This window comes from Comamonas humi (genome assembly GCF_054782535.1).
Window position 1 is genome coordinate 16,274 of record NZ_BAAGSH010000013.1, and the last position, 20,999, is coordinate 37,272.

Consider the following 20,999-nt stretch of genomic DNA (forward strand, 5'->3'; position numbering starts at 1 on the left):
CGCCGCGGGGAACGGAGGGGATTAACGCGAGTAGACGTTCATGCCGGGGAAGAAGAAAGCCACTTCCACAGCTGCGGTTTCAGCGGCGTCGGAGCCGTGCACGGCGTTGGCGTCGATGCTGTCGGCGAAGTCGGCGCGGATGGTGCCCTTGTCAGCCTTCTTCGGGTCGGTGGCGCCCATCAGTTCGCGGTTCTTCAGAATGGCGTTCTCGCCTTCCAGGGCCTGGATCATCACGGGGCCGGAGATCATGAAGTCCACCAGGTCCTTGAAGAAGGGGCGGGCAGCGTGCACAGCGTAGAACTGCTCGGCTTCCAGGCGCGACAGGTGGGCCATCTTGGCAGCCACGACCTTCAGGCCGGCAGCTTCAAAACGGGCGTAGATCTGGCCGATCACATTCTTGGCGACTGCGTCGGGCTTGATGATGGAGAGGGTGCGTTCGATAGCCATTTTTGATTTCCTTTTCAGTGAATTTTGCGAATCAAGCAAACCTTTGATTGTACTTTGCCTGGGTGACCCCGGCGTGAAGCCGGGACTTAGCGGCTGCCGAGGTTAACGGCCACCGCGGCGAAAGCCACCGCCTCCGCCACCACCCTTGCGCTGCCCTTGGCGTTGCGCCTGGCGCTGGCGCGTCAGGCTGTCCTGGCCGATGTAGCCCAGCGAGGTCTTCATCGGATCGGGCTGGCTGCTGCCCGGCTCGGCGCGCGAACGCCCGCCGGATGCGCCACGGCCCTTGCCGCCGCCACCGGCATTGCCGCCCATGTTGCGCGCCGGCCGGCCAAAGTTGTTGCCCCCGCCACCGCCGCGGCGGTCCTGCGGACCACGCGGCTGGCGCGGATTCATGCCGGCGGCCGCCGACAGCGCCTCGATGTCGCGCTGGTCCAGCTCCAGCCAGGCTCCGCGCTTGAGGCCGCGCGGCAGCACCATGGCGCCATAGCGGATGCGGATCAATCGGCTCACGGCATGGCCCACCGACTCGAACATGCGGCGCACTTCGCGGTTGCGGCCTTCCGAGATGGTGACGCGGTACCAGCAGTTGGCGCCTTCGCCACCGCCATCGTCGATGGAGCCGAAGCTCGCCACGCCGTCCTCGAGGTTGACGCCGGACAGCAGCAATTGCTTTTCCTCGGTGCTCAGCGCGCCCAGCACGCGCACCGCATATTCGCGCTCCAGACCGAAGCGCGGGTGCATCAGGTTGTTGGCCAGCTCGCCCGAGCTGGTGAACAGCAGCAGGCCTTCGGTGTTCAGGTCCAGGCGGCCGATGGACTGCCACTTGCCATGGGCCAGGCGCGGCAGCTTGCGGAACACCGTGGGCCGGTTCTGCGGATCGTCGTGCGTCACCACTTCGCCCACGGGCTTGTGGTAGGCAATGACGCGCGCCGGCGGCGGATCGATGCGGAAATGGATGGGCTTGCCATTGACGCGGATCTTGTCGCCGTACTGGATGCGCTGGCCGATGTGCGCGGGCTCGTTGTTGACCGAGATGCGCCCTTCCAGGATCAGCTGCTCCATCTCCAGGCGCGAGCCCATGCCGGCCTGCGCCAGCACCTTGTGCAGCTTGGGCGTCTCCACCTGCGGCAGCAGCACGCGCTTCTTCGGCAGGGCCAGGTCCTGCTCTTCGGCCGCATCGAGCACGCCGGATACCACATCCTCGAAGCCGTAGCCATCCTGGTCGTCGGCGCGACGGCGTCCGCCACGCTCGCGCTGGGGCTCCTGCCCCGGTGCAGCGGCAGCCTCCCCATCCATACCCTCGGCATCGCGCGGGCGGGCCGGATCGCGGTCGCGGAAGCGCCGGGCACGCGCCGGGTAGCGGCTCACGCGCTGCTCGCCATCGCGGCGGGGGCGTGCGGGCTGCTCGGCAGTCTCGCCTGCCTCACTTGCTTCGAATTCGGAAACCGCGGGCATGGCCTCGGACTGCGCAGCCTCGACCTCGGGCGCTGGCATCGGCTCGGCCGGTGCCGCATCGCCCTCGGGCGGCTGCGTTTCGGCGCGCACGCGCTTGCGGGCAGGCGCACGCTTGGCGGGCTTCTTGGCGGCCGGCGCATCGGCGGGGCTGGCGGCGTTCGCAACGCCTTCTGGCGAGGCCTCTTGCATGTCTTGGTCGTTCATGTTGGATCTGTGGTGTTTTCTGTCTCGGCCAGGTCGGACGCCTCTGCGCCGCCCTGCTCCAGCGGGAGGGCCAGCGGCCCCCCTTCGTTCATGTCATTTTGGCCTTCAGCGCTTACTGCATCAGCGCCAGCAGCTATGTTTTTTGCATCCTCTGGCGCAGCGCCATCGAGTTGCAGCGTTTCGAAGATATCGGACTGCTGCGCGTCGCCGCCCATCTCGGGCAACTGGTCCAGCGACTGCAGGCCCAGGTCATCCAGGAACTGGCGCGTGGTGGCCAGCAGCGCCGGACGCCCCACCGTCTCGCGGTAGCCGATCACCTCGACCCAGCCCCGGTCCTCCAGCTGCTTGATGGTCAGGCTGTTGACCGTGACGCCACGGATATCCTCGATGTCCCCCCGCGTCACCGGCTGGCGGTAGGCGATGATGGCCAGCGTCTCCAGCGTTGCCCGCGTGTACTTGGGCGGCTTCTCGGGGTGCAGGCGGTCGAGGAACTCGCGCATCTCCGGCCGGCTCTGAAAGCGCCAGCCCGAGGCCACCTGCACCAGCTCCACGCCCCGGTGCGTCCACTCCAGCTGCAGCTCCTGCAACAGAACCTTCACGGTATCCGAGCCCAACTCGTCCGCGAACAGCGTGCGCAACTCACGCACCGTCACGGGCTGCGACGCACAGATCAATGCGGTTTCCAAAACCCTTTTGGCTTCTATCGTCTGCATGGTTCAAATCCCACCGAGCCCCTGTCCGCAAAAGGCGCAGGAGCTGCAGTGCAAGGATTTCAGTCTAGTGGGCAGCCGCTATCGGGCTTGCGGAGAATGGAGGCCGCGCCAAGAAAGCTGGACACGCGGCCGGCTCGGGGGCCAATGGCTACGGATTATAGCTGATGCCCCATTCGCGCAGGGCTGCGGCTATGTCCGGCGGCAGCGGCGCGTGGAACTCCATGTCGCGGCCCGTCACCGGGTGCACGAAGGCCAGCCGGGTCGCATGCAACGCCTGGCGCCGCATGCCGGCCGCCGGTGCGCCGCCGTAGAGTTCGTCGGCCACCAGCGGGTGGCGCAGCGCCGCCATGTGCACGCGGATCTGGTGGGTGCGCCCGGTGTGCAGGCTGCAATGCACCAGGCAGCCCTTCGCGTCGCCCTGCCCGCCGTTCACCAGCAGGCGGATGTCGGTGCGCGCGGGCTTGCCGGGGTTCAGGTTCAGATCGACCGCCGCCATGCGCAGGCGGTTCTTCGGGTCGCGCCCTATAGGCAGCTCCACTGTGCGCGGACTCGCGCCATGCCAGGCGCCGTGGGCCAGCGCTAGGTAGTTGCGGTGCACCTCGCGGGCGGCGATCAGCTTGACCAGCGCGTCCATGGTGCCGCGCTGGCGCGCCACCACCATCAGGCCGCTGGTGTCCTTGTCGAGCCGATGCACGATGCCCGCGCGCGGCAGCGTTGCGGCCTGCGGGTCGTGAGCCAGCAGGCCGTTGAGCAGCGTGCCGCTCCAGTTGCCGGGCGCCGGGTGCACTACCAGGCCGGCCGGCTTGTTCACGACCAGCAGGTGCTCGTCCTGGTAGACGATATCGAGCGCCATGGCCTGCGGCAGAAAGGCCTGGCTCTGCTGGGTGGGCACCAGCTCCACCAGCACCGCGTCGCCCGCGCGCACCTTGGTGCTGGCCTTGAGCTTGCGGGCGCCGTTGACGGCGACCGCGCCCTGCTCCAGCAACTGCTGCAGGTAGCTGCGCGAGAACTCCGGCACCCACAGCGCCAGCGCCTTGTCCAGCCGCAGGCCATGCGCCTCGGCCGCGGCCACCACCTGCCGCGTCTCGATGTCCTGCGCGCTCAGGTCCGCCTGGGTGTCCTCGGCGTCCTCAGAAACGACAAGGCCGATGCAGCCAGGCTGCATCGGCTCAGGGGTTGGGGATGGCATCAGCGCGAAGGCAGGTAGCGTGCCGGGTCCACCGGCTTGCCCTGGCGGCGGATCTCGAAGTGCAGTTTCACGCGGTCGGCGTCGGAGCTGCCCATCTCGGCGATCTTCTGGCCCTTGCGCACCACCTGGTCGTCCTTGACCAGCAGCGCCTGGTTGTGGGCGTAGGCCGTCAGGAAGGTGTTGTTGTGCTTGATCAGGATCAGGTTGCCGTAGCCGCGCAGGCCCGCGCCGGCATAGATCACCCGGCCGTCGGCCGCCGCGACCACCGGATCGCCCGCCTTGCCGGCGATGTCCAGGCCCTTGTTGCGCGACTCGTCGAAGCCGGCGATCAGGCTGCCGGGCGAAGGCCAGATGAAGCCCAGGTTGTCCGATGCGGACGCCGGTGTCTCGGGCGCACTCGGCGCCGGGGTGCTGGGCGCCGGCGCGGTGGCGGCCGAGCCGGTCACGGCAGGCGCTGCCGGCGCGGTTGCCACCGCGGCAGGCGGCGGGGCCGAGCCAGCCGGCGGCACCACGCGCAGCACCTGGCCCACCTCGATCACGTTCGGGTTCTCGAGGTTGCTCCAGCGGGCGATGTCGCGCCAGTTCTGGCCATGGTCGGTGGCGATGCGCATCAGCGTCTCGCCGGGTTTGACGGTGTAGTAGCCGGGCTTGCCGGCGTTCTCGGCGCCCGGCAGCGTGGCCGGGTCCACCTTCGGCGGCGTGGTGGGGGCAGTCGCTGTGCTGCCGTTCTGCCCCACGGACGACCCACGGTCTTCCACGGGAGCGCGGTTGAGCGACGTGCTGCCACAGCCGGCCAGCACCGCAGCCACCAACACACCAGCTCCCCAGGTTAAAAGACCTCGCGAATCCAACATAACTCCATCCTTTTTCAGGGTCCCCCGCACTGTTTCGCCAGTACGGGTAAACCTCAACCAATCCCCGATTTTAGAGGCACAAAGTGAACCTGCTCCAGCACGGTCTGCTGCAGACCTTGCGCCGTGCGGTCCACCACCACCAGCACCTGCCTCCCGTGGGAGCCCAGCACCGGCGCCACGAGGCGGCCGCCTATGGACAATTGTTCACACCAGGCCTGGGGGATGGCATCCCCGCCGGCCGCGGCGATGATGCCCGCATACGGTGCGCCCTGCGCAAAGCCCTGCATCCCGTCGCCCAGGATCAGGTGCACATTCGACAGGCGCAGCGGCCTCAAGTTCACGCGCGCCTTTTCGTGCAACGCGCGAAGGCGCTCGATGGTGTACACCTCCTTGGCCAGCAGGCTCAGCACCGCGGCCTGGTAGCCGCAGCCGGTGCCCACCTCGAGGATGCGGCCCAGGCCCGCCTTGCCGGCCGGCGAATCGAGCAGCAGCTCGCACATGCGCGCCACGATGCTGGGCTTGGAGATAGTCTGGCCCAGGCCGATCGGCAGGCTGGTGTCCTCGTAGGCCTGGTTGCCCAGCGCGCTGTCCACGAAGTGGTGGCGGTTGACCGAATTCATGGCCTGCAGCACGCGCACATGCTCGATGCCGGCCGCGGCCAGGCGCTGCACCATGCGCTGGCGCATAGCCGACAGGTCGACCTGGCCGGCCGCGCCCACGGTGCTCTTGATCGCCATCGGCACCGGCGCCAGCTCGGCCGGCACCCGCGCCCATTCGCGGTGCACTGCGGATGATGCCGCCCGCATGCTGGGTGGCAGCGCGCCCTGGGCAGGAAAGCCCGGCTTGCGCACGCTCACGCCCCGGCCTCCTGCGCATCCACCTGGCGCAGCAGGGCGGCCGTCTGGCTCCAGTAGGCCAGGTTCTGGTGGTCGGTCAGGTCCACCTGCAGCGGGGTGATCGATACATGGCCCTGCGCGGTGGCGTGGAAGTCCGTGCCCTCGGCGTCGTCCTTCACGCCGCCGGCGTTGCCGATCCAGTACATGGTTTCGCCGCGCGGGCTGAGCTGCGTGATGACCTTCTCGGCCGAATGCCGGCGCCCCAGGCGGCACAGCTTGAACGGCTTGATCTGCGCCAGCGGCAGGTTGGGGATGTTCACGTTGAGCAGCCACGGCGCCTCACCCACCAGGCCGCCCTGGGCGAACTGGCGCACCAGCGTGGCGGCGTACTGCGCGGCCGATTCGATCTCGGCCCAGCCCTTGTCGATCTGCGAGAACGCGATGGCCGGCACGCCGAACAGGTAGCCCTCCATCGCGGCGCCCACGGTGCCCGAATAGATGGTGTCATCCCCCATGTTAGCGCCGTTGTTGATGCCCGAGATCACCAGGTCGGGCCGGTAGCCCAGCAGGCCGGTGAGCGCGATGTGCACGCAGTCCGCCGGGGTGCCGTTGACGTAGCGAAAGCCATTCGCCGCCTGGTGCACATACAGCGGTGCATTCAGCGTCAGCGCGTTGGACTTGGCGCTGTTGTTGTGCTCGGGCGCAACAACCTCCACATCGGCCACCGCCTGCAACGCTTTGTGCAGCGCCACGATGCCGGAGGCCTGGTAGCCATCGTCGTTACTGAGAAGTATCTTCATGAAAGGAGGGAGGTTTGCCCGCATTGTAGGGGGGCTTTGCGGCAGGCCCGGTGCGGCTGTGGCAGCCGCACCACCAATTCTTCGAGGCAGCGCGCCATGGTAAGCCATTGATCGCCAAGCCATCTTTTGCGGCGCCGCAGGAGGCGCCCCGGCACGCGCAGACACCGACGTTTACATCTCGCTGCACCGGCCACCCGCGTACCATGCCAGCCCATGCACGCTGATTTATGGAACCTCCGCCGCCGCCAGTGGCTGCAATGGACCGGCGGCGCGGCCGCCCTGCTCGCGGCGCGCGGCAGCCTCGGCCAGCCCCTGCCCGCCACCCCGTGGCCGGTGACCGAGCAGCTGTTCGGCCTGGGCGTGGCCAGCGGCGATCCCGCACCCGACGGCATGGTGCTGTGGACACGGCTGATGCCCGGCCCGCGCCGCCCGCTGCTGGGCCCGCAGGCCGTGCGCTGGGAGCTGGCCGACGACGCGCAGTTCCGCCGCATCGTGCAAAGCGGCGAGACCGTGGCCGATCCGGGCTGGGGCCACAGCGTGCATGTGGAGCTGCACGGCCTGCCGCCGGGGCGCTGGTACCACTACCGCTTTCTGGCCGATGGCGAGACCAGCGCGGTGGGCCGCACCTGCACCGCGCCAGCGCCCGGCAGCCGGCCCGAGCGGCTGCGGCTGGTGTTCGCCTCGTGCCAGCGCTGGGAGCACGGCTACTACACCGCCTGGCAGCACGCGCTGCGCGAAGACCCCGAGCTGGTGCTCTTCCTGGGCGACTACATCTACGAATACGCCACGCCGCCCAAGCCGGACGGCCTGGCCCGCACCCAGCCCCTGCCCTACCCGCACACGCTGCAGGACTACCGCGACCGCTATGCGCTGCACAAGAGCGATGCGCATCTGCAGGCCATGCATGCCCACTGCCCGTGGATCGTCACCTGGGACGACCACGAGGTCGAGAACGACTATGCGGGCGAGGCCGGCGTGGGCAATGGCGAGGCTTTCCTGCGCAAGCGGCTCGCGGCCTGGCAGGCCTTCTACGAGAACATGCCGCTGCGCGCCAGCACGCTGGCCCGCGGCCTGGCCGCGCCGCAGGTCTACCGCCGCCAGCCCTGGGGCCAGTTGGCCGACCTGCTGGTGCTGGATGCGCGCCAGTACCGCGACATCCAGGCCTGCCGCAGCGCCGGCGAGAAAAGCAACGGCTCGGTGCTGCCGGCCGACTGCGCCGACCTGGCACAGGGCAAGCGCAGCTTCCTGGGCCTGGAGCAGGAGCGCTGGCTGCACGAATGCTTCCATAACAATAGCACCTCGCGCAATCCAGATCTGCGCTGGAACGTGATTTGCCAACAAACCCTGTTCGCGCCGCGCCGCTTTGCCAACGGCAAGCAGTCCACCGACAGCTGGGACGGCTACCCCGCCGCGCGCAGCCGGCTGCTGCAGGCGCTGCAGCAGGCGGCGCCGCGCAACACCGTGCTGCTGGGCGGCGACATCCACCAGAACTATGTCTGCCGCGTCCACGCGCCCGATGCCTCGGGCCAGATCGGCAACGACACGCCGGTGCTGGCCAGCGAGTTCTGCGGCACCTCGATCACCTCGCGCTCGGGCACCACGCAGGCCCGGGTGGACGCCATCGTGCGCCACAACCCGCAGGTGCTGTTCGCGCGCTGCGAAGAGCGCGGCTACGGCCTGTGCGACATCACGCCGCAGCAATGGACCACGCACCTGCGCGCCGTCGACGACCCGCTGAACCCGCACAGCGGCATCCACACCCAGGCCAGCTTCGCCGTGGCCGACCGCCAGGCCGGACCGGTGCGCCTTTGAAGACCATCCCCAGGAGATTCCCCATGCCCCTTCGCCCACCCACCACCAACGCTTGCGGCCGCTGGCAAGCCGGCCTGCTGGCGCTGGCCTCGGCCGCGCTGCTGGCGGCCTGCGGCACTTCGTCGCAGCTGGCCTACACCGTGCCGCCGCAGCCCGACCAGCCCGAAGGCGCCTCGGGCTATACCGAAAAACCCGGCTGGGCCACCGAGAAGTTTGCCGTGGCCGCCGCCAACCCGCTGGCCACCGATGCCGGCTACCAGGTGCTGAAGGCCGGCGGCAGCGCGGTCGATGCGGCCATCGCCGTGCAGCTGGTGCTGGGGCTGGTGGAGCCGCAGTCCAGCGGCATCGGCGGCGGCGCCTTCCTGCTGCATGCCAGCGGCGCCAAGGTCGAGGCCTACGACGGCCGCGAGACCGCGCCCGCGGCGGCCGACGAGAACCTGTTTCTCAAGCCCGACGGCAAGCCCATGGCCTTCCACGACGCGGTGGTGGGCGGGCGTTCGGTCGGCGTGCCCGGCGCCATCCGCATGCTGGAGCTGGCGCACCGCGAGCACGGCAAGCTGCCCTGGGCCGCGCTGTTCGAGCCCGCGATCCGGCTGGCCAGCGATGGCTTCAAGGTCAGCCCGCGCCTGCACGCGCTCACCGCGCAGGAGAAGTTCCTGGCGCAGGACCCGGTGGCCAGCGGCTACTTCCTCGATGCCGGCGGCAAGCCCTGGCCCGTGGGCCATGTGCTGAAGAACCCCGAGTACGCCGCCATCCTGCGCCAGATCGCGCAGCACGGCTCCAAGGCCCTGCTCGAAGGCCCGGTGGCCGAGGCCATCGCACGCAAGGTGCAGCAGCACGCCAGCAACCCCGGCAGGCTCACCACGGCCGACCTCGCCGCCTACCAGCCCAAGAAGCGCGAGGCGCTGTGCACCGACTACGAGCCCGGCCGCAAGGGCCACGTGGCGCCGGCCCATCCGGCGGCCAGCCGCAGCTACGTGGTCTGCGGCTTTCCGCCGCCCAGCTCGGGCGGGATCGCGGTGGCGCAGATCCTCGGCATCCTGGACCACACCGACGCCCAGCGCATGCCGCTGGGCCTGGACGGCCTGCCCACCGCCGACTGGCTCTACCTGTACAACGAGGCTTCGCGCCTGGCCTTTGCCGACCGCAACCAGTATGTGGCCGACCCCGACTTCGTGCAGCCGCCCGCCGGCGACTGGATGCGCCTGCTCGACACCGGCTACCTCGCGCAGCGCGCCGCGCTGATCCGCAACCAGAGCATGCAGACTGCCACGCCCGGCCAGCCCGGCGCGGCCCGGCTCAGCTACGCGCCGCAGCCCGACCAGCCCGAGTACGGCACCAGCCACATCAGCATCGTGGACGGCCAGGGCAACGCGCTGGCGATGACGACCACCATCGAGGACCAGTTCGGCTCGCGCCAGATGGTCAACACCGGCCGGGGCCTGGCCGGCGGCTTCCTGCTGAACAACGAGCTGACCGACTTCAGCCTGGCGCCGCGCGACGCGCAGGGCCGGCCCATCGCCAACCGCGTGCAGCCCGGCAAGCGGCCGCGCTCGTCGATGGCGCCGACCCTGGTGTTCGACAAGGACAGCCGCCGCCTGGTGATGAGCGCCGGCAGCCCCGGCGGCGCATGGATCATCCACTACACCGCGAAGACGCTGTACGGCACGCTGAACTGGGGGCTGATGCCGCAGCAGGCCATCAACCTGCCGAACTTCGGCAACCTCAACGGCCCCACGGTGCTGGAGGAAAAGCGCTTTGCGCCCGCCACCATCGAGCAGCTGCGCGCCCGTGGCGCCGAGGTGAAGGAGCAGAACCTGACCAGCGGCCTGCAGGCCATCACCCGGGGCGAGGCCCACGGCAAACCGCTGTGGTTCGGCGGCGCCGACCCGCGCCGCGAAGGCGTGGTGATGGGGGATTGACGCGCCTTCAATTGGATAGCTGCTCGCGCTTGCCATTCGGCCCATTCAAAGCCATTTGGCATTGAATTGCTTGGTAGACAAGCGCCAGCAGCTATGATTTTGCAGATCAAACGTCGATCGCCGCTGCCGACCCGGCCTGCTTGCGCAGCTCGAACTTCTGGATCTTGCCCGTGCTGGTCTTGGGCAGCTCGCCGAAGACCACGGCGCGCGGCACCTTGAAGCCGGCGAGGTGCTTCTTGCAGTGGGCCACGATGTCCTGCGCGGTGGCGGCGGAGCCGGGTTTCAGCTCGACGAAGGCGCAGGGCGTCTCGCCCCAGCGCGCGTCGGGCTTGGCCACCACGGCGGCGGCCAGCACGTCGGGGTGGCGGTAGAGCACGTCCTCCACCTCGATGGACGAGATGTTCTCGCCGCCCGAGATGATGATGTCCTTGCTGCGGTCCTTGATCTTGATGTAGCCGTCCGGGTACTGCACCGCGAGGTCGCCGGTGTGGAACCACCCGCCGCGGAAGGCCTCGTCCGTGGCCGCCGGGTTCTTCAGGTAGCCCTTCATCGCGATATTGCCGCGCAGCATGATCTCGCCCATGGTCTCGCCGTCCCAGGGCACGGGCGCCATGGTCTCGGCGTCGAGCACGCGCGCGTCGGCCTGCAGGTGGTAGCGCACGCCCTGGCGCGCATTCAGGCGCGCGCGCTCGCCCACGTCGAGCTGCTCCCAGTCCGCGTGCTTGGCGCAGACCGTCACCGGGCCGTAGACCTCGGTCAGGCCGTAGACATGCGTCAGGTCGATGCCCAGGCGCTCCATGCCCTCGATCATCGAGGCCGGCGGCGCGGCGCCCGCCACCATGGCCTTGACGCCCCCTTGCTTCAGGTTCTGTATGCCCGCCTTCATCTCGTCGGGCGCATTCACCAGCATGCCGTGCACGATGGGCGCGCCGCAGTAGTGCGTCACGCCATGCTGCTTGATCGCCTCGAAGATGGCGCCCGCCTCGACCCGCCGCAGGCAGACGTTGACGCCGGTGCGCGCCGCCACCGTCCACGGAAAGCACCAGCCGTTGCAGTGGAACATGGGCAGCGTCCACAGGTAGACGGCGAACTTGGGCATGTCCCACTCCAGCACGTTGCTGATGGCGTTGATCGCCGCGCCGCGGTGGTGGTAGACCACGCCCTTGGGGTTGCCGGTGGTGCCGCTGGTGTAGTTCAGCGCGATCGCGTTCCACTCGTCGGACGGCATGGCCCAGGCGTACTGCGGGTCGCCTTCGAGCAGGAACTCCTCGTAGCTGGTCTCGCCCAGGCGCTTCTCGGCCAGGCCGTAGAGCACGTCCTCCACGTCGATCACCAGCAGCGGCGTCTGGGCCTTGCGCAGCGGCAGCGCACGGGCCACGACGCCGGAGAACTCCGGGTCCACGATCAGCGCCTTGGCCTCGCCGTGGTCGAGCATGAACGCGATGGTCTCGGCGTCGAGCCGGGTGTTCAGCGCATTGAGCACCGCGCCGGCCATGGGCACGCCGAAGTGCGCCTCGACCATCGGCGGGGTGTTGGGCAGCATCACCGCCACGGTGTCGTTCAGGCCGATGCCGCGCTGGTTCAGCGCGCTGGCCAGGCGCTTGGCGCGCTCGTAGGTCTGCAGCCAGGTCTGGCGCAGCTCGCCGTAGACGATGGCCGGGCGCTGCGGGTAGACCTCGGCCGCGCGGCGGATGAAGGCCAGCGGCGTGAGCGGCTCGTGGTTGGCGGGGTTGCGGTCCAGGTGCGTGTCGTACAGGGCGGTCATGCGGGTCTCCGGGGGACGGGCTCCCCGCACTGTGCCATATTGGTGGCTTTTTGCCATGCGGCGCGTCAAATACGAGTCAAATCGGTCTCTATCTCTTATCCATCAAGCGCTAACAGCTATTGTTTTTGAATGCCTTTGAATAGTTGAGCGCGCCCGGCATCCGTCACAATAGCGCCGTGTCCATCCCCCAGTCTTTCATCCAGGAGCTGCTGTCCCGCGTCGACGTGGTCGACGTGGTCGGCCGCTACGTGCAGCTCAAGAAAGCTGGCGCCAACTTCATGGGGCTGTGCCCCTTCCACGGCGAGAAGTCGCCGTCGTTCAGCGTCAGCCCCTCCAAGCAGTTCTTCCACTGCTTCGGCTGCGGCAAGAACGGCAACGCCATCGGCTTTCTGATGGACCACGCCGGCCTGGGCTTCCGCGAGGCGGTGCAGGAGCTGGCCCAGCAGACCGGCATGCAGGTGCCCGAGGACGAGAACGTCTCGCCCCAGCAGCGCGAACGCGCCGCCGCGCAGCGCAAGCAGCAGGCCACGCTGACCGAGGTGCTCGAGAAGGCCGGCGACGCCTACCGCAAGCACCTGGCGCAGTCGCGCCGCGCGATCGACTACCTCAAGGGCCGGGGCGTCTCGGGCCAGATCGCCAAGCGCTACGGGCTGGGCTACGCGCCCGAGGGCTGGCGCGCGCTGGCCAGCGTCTTCGCCGAGTACGACAACCCGCTGCTCACCGAATCGGGCCTGGTGATCGAGTCCGACGACGGCCAGGGCAAGCGCTACGACCGCTTCCGCGACCGGGTGATGTTCCCCATCCGCAACGCCAAGGGCGAATGCATTGGCTTTGGCGGCCGCGTGCTGGGCGACGAGAAGCCCAAGTACCTGAACTCGCCCGAGACGCCGGTGTTCCACAAGGGCCGCGAGCTGTACGGCCTGTTCGAGTCGCGCACCAGCATCCGCGAGATGGGCTACGTGCTGGTCACCGAGGGCTACATGGACGTGGTGGCGCTGGCGCAGCTCGGCTTTCCGAACGCCGTGGCCACGCTGGGCACGGCCTGCACGCCCGACCACGTGCACAAGCTGTTCCGCTTCACCGACACCGTGGTCTTCAGCTTCGACGGCGACAACGCCGGCCGGCGCGCCGCGCGCAAGGCGCTGGAAGGCGCCCTGCCCTATGCCAGCGACACGCGCAGCATCAAGTTCCTGTTCCTGCCGGCCGAGCACGACCCCGACAGCTTCATCCGCGAGCACGGCGCCGACGCCTTTGCCCGCCACGTGGGCAGCGCCACGCCGCTGTCGCGCTTCCTGCTCGAGGCCGCGGCCGAGGGCTGCGACCTGGGCCAGGCCGAGGGCCGCGCCCACATGTCGAGCAATGCCCGCCCGCTGTGGAACCTGCTGCCCGAGGGCGCGCTCAAGCGCCAGTTGCTGGCCGACTTCGCCCAATCCGCACAGCTGCCCAGCTCCGACCTGGACGCCATCTGGCAGCAGGCCACGCAGCAGGAGCTGCAGCGCCAGCCGCATGCGCGCGCCAATGCGCCCCGCCCCGGCGCCCAGCCGGCGGCGGATGCACCGCCCTCCTGGGCCGGCGACGACGCCCCGCCCTCGTGGGAGCCGGCCGACGCCGGCGCGGGCATGCCCGGCTACCCGGGCGAATATACGGGGCGCGGCGGCTATGCCGGCCCTTCGGGCCAGCCGCAGGGAGACTGGGGCTCGCGCCCGCGCCGCGACTTTGGCGGCGGCAAAGGCGGCCGCTCGCGCTGGGCACCCGCGCCGCCGGCCCAGCCGCCCATGCCCAGCGTGGCCGTGTCGCGCGAGGACCAGGCCGTGCGGCTGCTGCTGTCGCACACCGACTTCCTGGAGAACTTCTCGCCCGAGGACATGGCGACCCTGGCCCACCTCGACGCGCCCTACGGCCCGCTGTTCGGCTGGATCGAGCAGCAGTTCCTCGCCCACGGCGCGCAGCCCTGGGCCGTGCTGCGCGAGCGGCTGCTGGGCCACGCCAGCGCCGGCTTCGCCACGCGGCTGATGGACAGCCACCACGCCCAGGCCGAGGGCCCGCTCACCGAAATCCGCCAGGAGCTGCGCGACGTGCTCGGCCGCATCGTGCAGGCGCAGCTCAAGCGCGAGAACACCCTGCTGGCCCAGCAGGCGGCCAGCGACCCGCGCATTTTCGACACCTACCGGCGCAACCTGGAGCGCATCCGGGTGCTGAGCACCCAGTTGCAGCACTGACATGACCATGGCGCACGCAGGCGGCACCCGCCCCATCCCTGGAGCCTTCGATGCGCGGCAACCTTGATTTCGGCTCCTGGTCGGGCCTGCTGACCACCTTGCTCAGCCTGGTGCTGGTATCGCTGGTCGCGGTCGGCGTCCGCCTGGTTTTCATGCAGACGCTGCAGCGCCGCCGCGAGCGCGAGAACCGGCAGATCAACGAGCGCCTCAAGACCTTGATCGCCGCCTACAAGACGCTGGGCGGCGCGTTCACCGGCAACCTCGACGTCGACCCGACCCACCGGCGCGACCTGCGCCGCCGCGCCAGCGAGGCCGCGCCGGCGGACGGCGAGCGCCCCGGCCCGACCGAAGCCGGCCTCGAGCGCCGGCGCCTCATCCGGGACGCGGTGGAGGCCGCGCTGTCCGACGTGCTGCTGCTCGGCACGCAGGAACAGGTGCGCCTGGCCACCCAGGTGGCGCAGGACATGGTGGCGGGGCGGACGGTGCAGGTCGGCGAGCTGGTCACGTCGCTGCGCACCTTCATCCGCCAGGCGCTGGACCTGGAACCCATCCCCGCCGATCTGGCGATCCCCAGCCAGGGCCCGCTGCGCAGTGCGCCGGGCGCGGGGGCCCGGCGCGGCGGCAGCTCGGGCGGTGGGGGAGGCGGTGGTGGGGGCATGGGCGCAGCCGGCATGGGCGCGGGGCTGGGCGGCGGGACCGGGCTGGGCATGCACCCGGCCGCGGGAGAGCCGGCCGGCAGGGATTCCCCCTAAGCATTGTGCTCTTGACATTCCACAAACCGCTATAATATAAGGCTCATCGGCAAGAGCGACAGCAGCACCTCCGGGCCGGGCCAGCGTACAGATACGCCATTTGCCACCAGCGCAAGCGCCCAAATATCCGCAAGGACTGCATCCCAAATGATCGCCCAGACATCTTGCCCTGGAGGATAGCTCCTCGTGCATCTGCCGCCGCCATGGCGATGCGAGCGGGCGCCGTGCTTTGTTGCGTGGCGCCGCGCCGGTTTCATTTGTGTTTGTTTGTGTGTCTTCTTTGATTCTTGAGGGTTTTCATGCCTGCCACCAAGTCCGCGAAGCCAGCCAAGCCGTCCAAAGCCGGGGCTCCCTCCCTTAAAACCTCATCCACGGGCACAGCCGCCGCGCAGGCTGCTGCGTCCCCGGTTGCATCCGTGTCCAAGAAAGAGCCTGTGTCCTCTACCAAAAACCTCTCCAAGGCCGAGCTGCTGAAGGCAGCCGATGCGCTGCTGGAAGCAGCGGAACCGAAGAAGCGTGGCAAGAAGGCCGCCACCGACGAAGCGGCGGAAGCCAAGCCTGCCAAGAAGGCCGCCGCCAAGGCCCCGGCCGCCAAGAAGGCGGCTGCGCCCAAGAAGACGGCTGCCGCCAAGGGCCGCAAGCCCAAGGCCGAGGAAGAGTCCGACGACGCCGATTTCTCCGACATCGAGGAGGATCTGGAAGGCGAAGTCGAGGTGGAGGCCGAAGTCGAGGTCGAGGCCACGGTCAGCAGCGAGCCTGCCGAGAAGGTCAAGCCGCTGCGCATGAAGCTCAGCAAGGCCAAGGAACGCGCGCTGATGAAGGAATTCGGCCTGGACGAGACCGTCCTGACCGAAGAGGAAATGTCCACCCGCCGCCAGCGCCTGAAGGCGCTGATCAAGCTGGGCAAGACCCGCGGCTACCTGACCAACGCCGAAATCTCCGATCACCTGCCCGACAAGCTGGTCGACGCCGAGACGCTGGAAGTCGTGATCTCCATGCTCAACGACATGGGCGTGGCGGTCTACGAGCAGACGCCGGATGCGGAAACCCTGCTGCTGAACAACACCGGCCAGTCCGCGACGACCGAAGAGGAAGCCGAGGAAGAAGCCGAGGCGGCCCTGTCCACCGTGGACTCCGAATTCGGCCGCACCACCGACCCGGTGCGCATGTACATGCGCGAGATGGGCACGGTGGAGCTGCTCACGCGTGAGGGCGAGATCGAGATCGCCAAGCGCATCGAGGGCGGCCTGCAGGACATGATGCTGGCCATCAGCACCTCGCCCGCGACCATCGCCGAGATCCTGGCCATGGGCGAGGAGATCCGTGAGGGCAAGGTCGTCATCTCCACCGTGGTGGACGGCTTCGCCGACGCCGACGAGAACGACGACTACGTGGCCGAGGAAGACTTCGACGAGTACGACGAAGAGGACGACGACGACGGCAAGGGCGGCTCCAAGGCGCTGACCAAGAAGCTCGAAGAGCTGAAGAACGAGGCCCTGCGCCGCTTCGACAAGCTGCGCGAGCTGTTCGAGCAGCTGCACCAGCAGTACGACCAGAAGGGCTACGGCTCGGCCGGCTACGCCCAGGTGCAGAAGAGCCTGTCGCACGAGCTGATGACCATCCGCTTCACCGCCAAGACCATCGAGAAGCTCTGCGACATGGTGCGCGAGCAGGTCGACGGCGTGCGCCAGAAGGAACGCAACCTGCGCCGCATCATCGTCGACAAGTGCGGCATCTCGCAGGACAAGTTCATCACCGACTTCCCGGCCAACCTGCTGAACCTGCAGTGGGTCGAGAAGGAAGCCCAGGCCGGCCAGCCGTGGAGCGCCATCATCGGCCGCAACATCCCGCCGATCCAGGAGCTGCAGCAGAACCTGATCGACCTGCAGGCCCGCGTGGTCGTGCCGCTGGACGAGCTCAAGCTCATCAACAAGCGCATGAACGACGGCGAGCGCGCCTCGCGCAACGCCAAGAAGGAGATGATCGAGGCCAACCTGCGCCTGGTGATCTCGATCGCGAAGAAGTACACCAACCGCGGCCTGCAGTTCCTCGATCTGATCCAGGAAGGCAACATCGGCCTGATGAAGGCGGTGGACAAGTTCGAATACCGCCGCGGCTACAAGTTCTCGACCTACGCCACATGGTGGATCCGCCAGGCCATCACGCGCTCGATCGCCGACCAGGCGCGCACCATCCGCATCCCGGTGCACATGATCGAGACCATCAACAAGATGAACCGCATCTCGCGCCAGCATTTGCAGGAGTTCGGCTACGAGCCCGATGCGTCCATCCTGGCCGAGAAGATGGAGATCCCTGAGGACAAGATCCGCAAGATCATGAAGATCGCCAAGGAGCCGATCTCGATGGAAACCCCCATCGGCGACGACGACGACAGCCACCTGGGCGACTTCATCGAGGACAGCGCCAACACCGCGCCGGTGGACGCTGCGATGCAGGCCGGCCTGCGCGACGTGGTCAAGGACATCCTCGACGGCCTGACGCCGCGCGAAGCCAAGGTGCTGCGCATGCGCTTCGGCATCGAGATGTCCACCGACCACACGCTGGAGGAAGTGGGCAAGCAGTTCGACGTGACGCGCGAGCGCATCCGCCAGATCGAGGCCAAGGCGCTGCGCAAGCTCAAGCACCCCAGCCGCTCGGACAAGCTGCGCAGCTTCATCTGAGCTTCACCCGACGGCCAGCGGCATCCTTGCCGCTGCACCATAATCAAAGCCCCGCCAGAGCCCCGCTCCGGCGGGGCTTTTTCCTTGGAGACCCCATGCAATCGCCCGCCCCCTCCGCCTCCCTGCACCTGCAAGACGACGGCACGCCGGCCGCGCCCTCCTTGCGCGCCGGCCCGGTGGAGGTACTGACGGCGGATGGTGTCGAGCGCCGCGACGACTGGATCGCCGCCGAGGTGCCGGTGGCCCTGGTGTTCAACGGCCTGTCGCACGCGGTGATGATGGCCACGCCGCAGGACCTGGCCGCGTTCGCGCTGGGCTTTGCGCTCAGCGAAGGCATCCTCGACAGCCCCGCCGACTGCTACGGCATCGAGGTGCAGCCAGGCTGCGACGACGCCGTCGAGGTGCACCTGGAGATCGCCAGCCAGCATTTCGCGCGGCTCAAGGACCGGCGCCGCAGCCTGGCCGGGCGCACCGGCTGCGGTGTCTGCGGCATCGACAGCCTGCAGGCGCTGGACCTGGAGCCCCAGCCGCTCACGCCACCGGCCTGGGTGCAGAAGATCACGCTTGCCACGCTGGCGCAGGCCTTCGCCGAGCTGCCGGCGCACCAGCCGCTGAACCGCCAGGCCGGCGCCATCCATGCCGCCGCCTGGGCGCGGCTCGACGGCAGCATCGCCGTGGCCATGGAAGACGTGGGCCGCCACAACGCGCTCGACAAGCTGCTGGGCCACATGGCGCAGCAGCAGCTGCTGGGCACCCCGGGCCTCGTGGCGATGACCAGCCGCGCCAGCTACGAGCTGGTGCGCAAGTGCGCCCGGCTCGGCCTGCCGGTGCTGGCCACGATCTCGGCGCCCACCACGCTGGCGATCCAGATCGCGCAGCAGGCCCACCTGCAGCTTTATGGCCTGTGCCGCGGCAGCCGGGCGATCCGGTATGCGGGCTAGCCGGCCACTTCAAAAAACAGAGCTGCTGGCGCTTTCCAGTCCATGGTTTCCAATAGTTTTCCTACTGAATCCATTGACCATCAAGCGCTAGCAGCTCACTTTTTCATCAGCGCTCGTACTGCTCGCGCAGCTCGCGCTTGAGCACCTTGCCGATCTCGCTGCGCGGCAGCTGCGGCACCAGCAGCAGCTCGGCCACACGCTGCGTCTTGCCGACGCGGCTGTTCAGCCAGGCCTGCAGCTCGGCCGCGCCGGCACTCTCGCCCGGCCGCAGCACCGCGTAGGCTACCGGTGTCTCACCCCACTGCTCCGAGGCCACGCCCACCACCGCGCACTCCTGCACCTGCGGGTGCTGCAGCAGCACCTGCTCGATGTCGCTGGGGTAGATGTTGAAGCCGCCCGAGATGATCATGTCCTTCTTGCGGTCGCCCAGCACCAGGAAGCCGTCCTCGTCGAGCCGCCCCACGTCGCCGGTGCGGATGAAGCGCACGCCCGCGGCGTCGAACCACTCGGCCTCGCGCGTCTTCTCGGGCAGGCGGTAGTAGCCCGTCATCATGGCCGACGAGCGGCCGACGATCTCGCCCGTCTCGCCTTGCGGCAGCTCGCGGCCCTCCTCGTCGATGAAGCGCACGTCCACGCCGTCGCGCGGCCGGCCCACGGTGTGCAGCTTGTCCGGGTGCCGGTGGCAGTGCAGCTCGCAGCCCACGCCGCCCTCGGTCATGCCGTAGTACTCGATCAGCTGGCCCGGCCAGCGCCGCAGCACCTCGGCCTTCAGCGCCGCCTTGAAGGGCGCGCTGGTGCAGAACTTGGTCGTCAGCCGGCCCAGGTCGGCCGCGTCGAAGCCGGCAAAGTTCATCAGCCGCTGGTACTGCACCGGCACCAGCATGGTGTGCGTGGCGCCCTCGCGCTGCGCCAGGCGCAGGTACTCGGCGGTGTCGAACTTGCGCATCAGCACCAGCGTGCCGCCCATGCCCAGCGTGGGCAGGGCCGCCACCAGCGTGGTGTTGGAGTACAGCGGCGTCGCCGCCAGCGAGACGGTGTTCGGCCCGTAGCCGTTGAACTCGGCCCGCTTCACATGCGCCCAGCGCATGCCCCAGGACTGGATGATGCCCTTGGGCACGCCGGTGGTGCCCGACGAATAGATCAGGTTGAACGGCCAATCCGGCTGCGGCGCTATGGGATGCGCTGTGGCGCCGTTCGCCTGGGCCAGCCAGCGCGACCAGGGCTCGCCGGCCGCCGAATCGTCCAGCGCGACACAGGGGATGGAGGCGTCCGCCAGCGTCCATTCCGCCGCCACCTCCGCATCGCGGAACAGCAGGCGCGCCTGGGCGTTGGCCAGCATGGCATCGAGGTTCGCGGCCGTGGACGAAGGCGCCAGCGGCGCCACCACCACGCCGGCCCGCAGCGCGCCCAGGTACACCAGCAGGTATTCCACCGAACTGCCGGCGCAGACGCCGATCACATCGCCAGGCACCAGGCCCGCCTGCTGCAGCCGCGCGGCCACCCGCTCCATCGCCGGCGCCAGCTCCGCGTAGGTGAGCGCGCGCTCACCCAGAACCACTGCACGGTGCTGCGGCCGGTGCCGGGCCTGCAGTTCCACCAGGGCTGGCAGCGAGCCGAAGGGCTCGGCCAGTGCCGTCTCCAGATATTCGGGTTTCGTATCCATCTTCCATCCACGGTGCAAGCAAGCCGCCAGCGTAGCGGAAGCCCCGCGCTCCCGGGCGCCCCACTGGGGCAAGCCCGGTTTTCCATGCATCAACCCCCTATTAGCATGCGTAGAAGTGGTGCGCCGTACCCTTGGAACGGCAGGCTGGCGCTTGTACAGGCGCTCATACAAACGTAGCAAGCTCGCAACACTTTTCCCAGCTTTGGCACAGAATAGATGTATATGCCTATACACACGGCCGCAGGAGCTACTAAACTTGTAGCAAAATCCGTGCTGTCCGACTATAGTGGGACCTGCGGCGAAACAAACTTTGAACGCATGCCGGCATGGCCATGCTCTTCAACACTGCGCAAGGAGAACCATAGATGAGCGCCAAAGAAAATACCGCGATCAACCAGCTGTTCGAACGGCTGGAATGCCGTTACGCTTTGCGCGTACTGTGGGCACTGCGGGACGGGCACCCGCAGACCTTCCGGCTGCTGCAGGACAGTGTGGGCGGCATCACCCCCAACACCCTGAACACCCGCATCAAGGAGCTGCGCGAAGCCGGCTTCCTGGACCACAACAGCGACGGCTACACCGTGACGCCGTCCGGCCAGGACCTGCTCAAGCGCCTGTCCGACGTGCAGGCTTTTGCCACCCGCTGGGTGGCCGCGCAAGTCAAGAAATAAATCCGCCTGCGCCGGAGACAACCCGCCCGCCGCGGGTTTTTCTTTGGCCAGACGCTGTAACATAGAGAGGGAGGT

At 68.6% G+C, this 20,999-nt stretch carries 16 protein-coding genes; 7 read left to right on the forward strand and 9 right to left on the reverse strand.

Going from position 1 to position 20,999, the window contains the following annotated elements:
- Positions 1 to 21: 21 nt before the first annotated feature.
- From ndk to surE, 7 genes are all read right to left on the reverse strand, one after another.
- Positions 22 to 447: a nucleoside-diphosphate kinase gene (ndk, locus tag ACYVKR_RS14180; protein WP_460481565.1), complete on the reverse strand. Its 426-nt coding sequence runs from the start codon at positions 445 to 447 to the stop codon at positions 22 to 24.
- A gap of 102 nt (positions 448 to 549) precedes the next feature.
- The gene (locus ACYVKR_RS14185) at positions 550 to 2,106 is read right to left on the reverse strand and encodes a pseudouridine synthase (protein ID WP_460481566.1); all 1,557 of its coding nucleotides are present in this window, start codon (positions 2,104 to 2,106) and stop codon (positions 550 to 552) included.
- Positions 2,103 to 2,819, reverse strand: a complete 717-nt coding sequence (gene scpB, locus ACYVKR_RS14190) for an SMC-Scp complex subunit ScpB (RefSeq protein WP_460481567.1) — start codon at positions 2,817 to 2,819, stop codon at positions 2,103 to 2,105. The genes ACYVKR_RS14185 and scpB overlap by 4 nt, the downstream gene beginning before the upstream one ends.
- Before the next feature lie 148 nt (positions 2,820 to 2,967).
- Positions 2,968 to 4,008 carry an RluA family pseudouridine synthase gene (locus ACYVKR_RS14195; RefSeq protein WP_460481568.1) on the reverse strand — a complete coding sequence of 347 codons (1,041 nt, stop codon included), beginning with the start codon at positions 4,006 to 4,008 and terminating at the stop codon, positions 2,968 to 2,970.
- Positions 4,008 to 4,862: a peptidoglycan DD-metalloendopeptidase family protein gene (locus ACYVKR_RS14200; protein ID WP_460481569.1), complete on the reverse strand. Its 855-nt coding sequence runs from the start codon at positions 4,860 to 4,862 to the stop codon at positions 4,008 to 4,010. The genes ACYVKR_RS14195 and ACYVKR_RS14200 overlap by 1 nt, the downstream gene beginning before the upstream one ends.
- A gap of 53 nt (positions 4,863 to 4,915) precedes the next feature.
- Positions 4,916 to 5,668 (reverse strand): protein-L-isoaspartate(D-aspartate) O-methyltransferase, encoded by a 753-nt coding sequence (locus ACYVKR_RS14205; RefSeq protein WP_460481812.1) that lies wholly within the window; start codon positions 5,666 to 5,668, stop codon positions 4,916 to 4,918.
- A gap of 47 nt (positions 5,669 to 5,715) precedes the next feature.
- Positions 5,716 to 6,498, reverse strand: a complete 783-nt coding sequence (surE, locus tag ACYVKR_RS14210; RefSeq protein WP_460481570.1) for a 5'/3'-nucleotidase SurE — start codon at positions 6,496 to 6,498, stop codon at positions 5,716 to 5,718.
- 213 nt (positions 6,499 to 6,711) lie between these two features.
- Here surE and ACYVKR_RS14215 point away from each other — a divergent pair, with 213 nt between their 5' ends.
- Both ACYVKR_RS14215 and ggt read left to right on the forward strand, forming a co-directional pair.
- A complete protein-coding gene (locus ACYVKR_RS14215) occupies positions 6,712 to 8,310 on the forward strand; it encodes an alkaline phosphatase D family protein (RefSeq protein WP_460481571.1) in 1,599 nt (532 codons plus the stop codon).
- A gap of 23 nt (positions 8,311 to 8,333) precedes the next feature.
- Positions 8,334 to 10,232 carry a gamma-glutamyltransferase family protein gene (gene ggt, locus ACYVKR_RS14220; RefSeq protein ID WP_460481572.1) on the forward strand — a complete coding sequence of 633 codons (1,899 nt, stop codon included), beginning with the start codon at positions 8,334 to 8,336 and terminating at the stop codon, positions 10,230 to 10,232.
- Between the two features lie 106 nt (positions 10,233 to 10,338).
- On the opposite strand, the gene ACYVKR_RS14225 is transcribed toward ggt, so the two are convergent.
- A complete protein-coding gene (locus ACYVKR_RS14225; RefSeq protein ID WP_460481573.1) occupies positions 10,339 to 11,997 on the reverse strand; it encodes an acyl-CoA synthetase in 1,659 nt (552 codons plus the stop codon).
- A gap of 176 nt (positions 11,998 to 12,173) precedes the next feature.
- Between ACYVKR_RS14225 and dnaG the strand changes: the two genes are divergently transcribed.
- The 4 genes from dnaG to fdhD all read left to right on the forward strand — a co-directional run bounded on the left by dnaG (position 12,174) and on the right by fdhD (position 18,590).
- Complete coding sequence (gene dnaG, locus ACYVKR_RS14230) at positions 12,174 to 14,216, forward strand: DNA primase (RefSeq protein WP_460481574.1); 2,043 nt, start codon at positions 12,174 to 12,176, stop codon at positions 14,214 to 14,216.
- 50 nt (positions 14,217 to 14,266) lie between these two features.
- Positions 14,267 to 14,968 (forward strand): hypothetical protein, encoded by a 702-nt coding sequence (locus tag ACYVKR_RS14235; RefSeq protein WP_460481575.1) that lies wholly within the window; start codon positions 14,267 to 14,269, stop codon positions 14,966 to 14,968.
- A 299-nt stretch (positions 14,969 to 15,267) separates the two neighbouring features.
- The gene (rpoD, locus tag ACYVKR_RS14240) at positions 15,268 to 17,649 is read left to right on the forward strand and encodes an RNA polymerase sigma factor RpoD (RefSeq protein WP_460481576.1); all 2,382 of its coding nucleotides are present in this window, start codon (positions 15,268 to 15,270) and stop codon (positions 17,647 to 17,649) included.
- Positions 17,650 to 17,744: 95 nt separating this feature from the next.
- Complete coding sequence (gene fdhD, locus ACYVKR_RS14245; protein ID WP_460481577.1) at positions 17,745 to 18,590, forward strand: formate dehydrogenase accessory sulfurtransferase FdhD; 846 nt, start codon at positions 17,745 to 17,747, stop codon at positions 18,588 to 18,590.
- A 106-nt stretch (positions 18,591 to 18,696) separates the two neighbouring features.
- Here the strand turns inward: fdhD and ACYVKR_RS14250 are convergent, their stop codons facing one another.
- Positions 18,697 to 20,253: a class I adenylate-forming enzyme family protein gene (locus tag ACYVKR_RS14250; RefSeq protein WP_460481578.1), complete on the reverse strand. Its 1,557-nt coding sequence runs from the start codon at positions 20,251 to 20,253 to the stop codon at positions 18,697 to 18,699.
- 365 nt (positions 20,254 to 20,618) lie between these two features.
- On the opposite strand from ACYVKR_RS14250, the gene ACYVKR_RS14255 reads away from it, so the two are divergent.
- Positions 20,619 to 20,924 (forward strand): winged helix-turn-helix transcriptional regulator, encoded by a 306-nt coding sequence (locus ACYVKR_RS14255; RefSeq protein WP_393944160.1) that lies wholly within the window; start codon positions 20,619 to 20,621, stop codon positions 20,922 to 20,924.
- Positions 20,925 to 20,999: the final 75 nt, after the last annotated feature.